Here is a 3,272-nt window from a genome sequence, read left to right on the forward strand (position 1 = left end):
TGTTCTTTTGCTTTGGAGTTTTTGGTCTTGTCGCACTAATTCCCGAAAATATTCACGCTTGGCTGCTGTAACCACCTTGCGCTACTTTTCTATATAATTGCCCATGGTGTCAGGTAAGGAAATATTCACTTTTCATAATGTGACCTCTTGAATATACTTTTTTATATTATGGCGGTTTTTGTCATTTTCTGCCATTGGTAGAAAACACTATTCGTGATGGTTCGGTGGTTTGGGTGATGTTGGGTTTATTTGTGTCAACCTAACCTTGTATATTTAAATAAGTAGTAGATTACTTTGGTTTGGGTTTACTGATAAAAACTTATTAATAACTTATAAATAGGTTTATTAACTTAATAAATTCTCCAAAACTAATAACATTATTGAGAAGTTCTACATACATAAAATCGTAATCTAGATTTGACACAATTGTATTAACTTGATTTCTACTTTTTTTATATGATCTACCTACAAGCTTATAAATTTGGTGTAAATCATCAGCAGGATGATGTCTTGCCTCCATATCATCAATTTTAGGATTAAATCCAAAATTAGCTTGAATATTTTCTGGAGTAAGACGCACATCTATTTTCAGAAAATGATTCCATTCTGCTAGAAACCAGGCTTCAATTTCCATAACAGCAAGAACTACATCAATGGGAATAACACCTTTTGGCAAAGAATAACGTAAACCCCTTTCCAACTTTACTTTATCTGACATAGATATGGGATAAACATCTCTTAGTCCTATAATTCTTTCATAACCAGATGCACTTAAAGAATTATACATATCTCTCATGTCTGAAACAACATTATTATCACTACCAGAGTTATAAACTAATACATGAAATTTTGTTGTACTAATGAGAGGATCACTAGCAATTACTGTAGTAATTCTATTTCCTTGCTTACCATTTATAGACCGTACTTCTATAGAAATGTTATTTCTACCAGCAATTTCCTTTAGTAATTGTTCTACAAAAATCTGCTCTGTCTGTCCCTCCACAAAAATAGCTAATTTTTTCACTGATTTATAGACTCCTCATTCTGAAAACCTTCTACATAGAACTGACTTGCAAAAAAGTCAAAATTATTCAGTCCAGTAAATTTGAAATCATCAAATATTTGTTTTGAATTATTTATATTATGTAGCTTTGCCAATCCTGTTTTACGTTCAATCACAGACCAAAATTGTAAAGGAACACCATTCATTATAAAGCGATCATTAGAAGTCATTATTAGTTGAACTAATCCAGTTTTAGCCTTATCAATGAGTAATTGAATCATTGAAGACGATCTCTCAAAATCAAGTCCTTCACCTATATCATCTATTAAAATGCAACTGGGTTTTCTAGATAGAAGAGAATAATTAACTTGAATAATTAGATACAAGGCTCTAAACATACCTTGAGACATTGAATATTGTTCTGTTTTCTGTCTTAAGTCATTTTCTTTAACATAAAGACATTCTGGTTTTCTATCTATAAATTCCTCTGTTTCGTTTTCTAAAAAAATAGCTGGTGTTTTTGTACCAACATCATCTATTTGATAACCAACAGATGACATATCAGATTTTATAGCTTCAATAAAAGGTGTTCCTAATTCTTCCTCTCCTAATTTAAATATGCCAATTACTTGTTCCGTGTCTTTAAAATCTATTTTCTTTCTGAGTGATTCTTTTTTTATAGACTTAACTAATGCAAAAACGCTTCTTCCTAAATCTGTACCAAATTGGTAGTATCTTAACGTACTTGCCCAAGTATAAATATTTTCAAAAAAAGGATGTTGAATAGTGTCCCTACGTTTTAAAGCAGCAATTTCATCAATAGGAGTTTGAAAATCAATATCTACGTTTAATTTTTTAGCCCAAATTTTACCTTCTCCTGATTTGTTTCTGTTCAGATATATCTTACCCCCAATAGTTAACGTCTCTTCTACAACTGTACCATTATCTACTGTTAGTACATAGACTTGCTTATCATCTGGACTATGAGAATTGAATGTTAAAATCCATTCTTTCAAAATTCTGTCAGACTTAAGATTTTGGTCACCAGATAGCAAATTAGATATTAAGTTTATCGCTCTAAGAATTTTAGATTTACCAGAAGCATTTTTACCAACAATCAAGTTTACATCACCTAATTGGCAACCATCTACACGCCATTCACTAGGCATTCCTTTATCTTCACAATAGTGAACTGAATCTAATTTCATATAATGTTCATTCCGTTAATGATAATGTATTTAGCATTTGCCGTAGTTGAGAATTATAAATCTGTTATTTAAACAATACATCAGTAGAGACTGCAAAAATTGTACAGATACTATCTTGACTTTATACGTAAAAAGTTATAAGTATCCCCATTCAAATAGTTGATTGAATGAGGTATACTACTATATTAACCCTTAATGCACCAACTCAATAGCCCGCTTAGTCAAAGCCTCCGCAGTCAACCCATTAAAAGCCATCAACTCACCCGCACTAGCGGTAGTTTCCCCACGCTTCCAGGCGAAAATATCCCGCTTAGAATTACTGCGTAACATCAGACAATTAATTGTTATTTAAACTCAGATATCGCCGCAAAATATTTTGAGATTGTTCTAATAATTCTGCTTCTAATTCTCCTAATTGTTGCGTTAAACGAACTTTATCAAAAGTCATTGGTTCAACACATATCAAAAGACTATCTACAGAAAGTCCGTTTTGTGCTGATGCTGGTACTTCCACTACTGCTGGTGAAATACGGGGGTTATTAGGTTGTGCGGAAGTAAAAGGTAAAACTGTGACTTTGGTACGTTGGTTATTAAACAAAGTCCCAGAAATTATCAGTGCTGGCCGAGTTTTTTGAATTTCTGTACCTACAGATGGATCAAATGTTACGATCCAGATGCTTCCCATTCGGTAATCGCTATATTTTGCCATTCACTTTCCCAACCTAATTCTAATTCATCAACCAAAGCGCAAGCTGCTGCTAGTGCTTCATTTTGTTTTTGTTCTTGCCATTGTTTCAAGAGACTTTCAATTAATGCACTACGGTTATCAACTTTTTGGTCAATGTAATTTAGTAGTTCATCTGGCAATGAAATTGAGATTTTAGCCATATCCTACCCAGGGTCATACTATTAGTAGTATAGCTGATTTTGATATTTTTAGTGTTTATGAGTTTTTTTGATTAGTTTTCTCACGAACTGCTTGACGAATATCTTCCCAGTCTTGTGCTGTCATTTCTGTTGCATTTCCTGAGTTTAATCCTTCTAAAAGCAGGGTTTGTAGT

5 protein-coding genes are annotated in these 3,272 nt (G+C 32.8%); all 5 read right to left on the bottom strand.

The window, feature by feature from the left end; all coding sequences use genetic code 11:
- Positions 1–322: 322 nt before the first annotated feature.
- Positions 323–1,024 carry a DUF4276 family protein gene (locus ACIR131C_RS0103470; RefSeq protein WP_028089078.1) on the bottom strand — a complete coding sequence of 234 codons (702 nt, stop codon included), beginning with the start codon at positions 1,022–1,024 and terminating at the stop codon, positions 323–325.
- Positions 1,021–2,211 carry an ATP-binding protein gene (locus tag ACIR131C_RS0103475; RefSeq protein WP_028089079.1) on the bottom strand — a complete coding sequence of 397 codons (1,191 nt, stop codon included), beginning with the start codon at positions 2,209–2,211 and terminating at the stop codon, positions 1,021–1,023. Before ACIR131C_RS0103475 ends, ACIR131C_RS0103470 begins: the two co-directional genes overlap by 4 nt.
- 192 nt (positions 2,212–2,403) lie before the next feature.
- Positions 2,404–2,541, bottom strand: a complete 138-nt coding sequence (locus ACIR131C_RS25330; protein WP_155962997.1) for a hypothetical protein — start codon at positions 2,539–2,541, stop codon at positions 2,404–2,406.
- Between the two features lie 7 nt (positions 2,542–2,548).
- Entirely contained in the window at positions 2,549–2,896 is a 348-nt protein-coding gene (locus ACIR131C_RS0103485; protein ID WP_028089080.1) for a type II toxin-antitoxin system PemK/MazF family toxin, read from the bottom strand.
- On the bottom strand, positions 2,875–3,099 hold the full coding sequence (locus ACIR131C_RS0103490; protein ID WP_028089081.1) for a ribbon-helix-helix domain-containing protein: 225 nt from the start codon (positions 3,097–3,099) through the stop codon (positions 2,875–2,877). The genes ACIR131C_RS0103485 and ACIR131C_RS0103490 overlap by 22 nt, the downstream gene beginning before the upstream one ends.
- Positions 3,100–3,272: the final 173 nt, after the last annotated feature.

The organism is Dolichospermum circinale AWQC131C, from assembly GCF_000426905.1.
GTDB classification, from domain to species: domain Bacteria; phylum Cyanobacteriota; class Cyanobacteriia; order Cyanobacteriales; family Nostocaceae; genus Dolichospermum; species Dolichospermum circinale.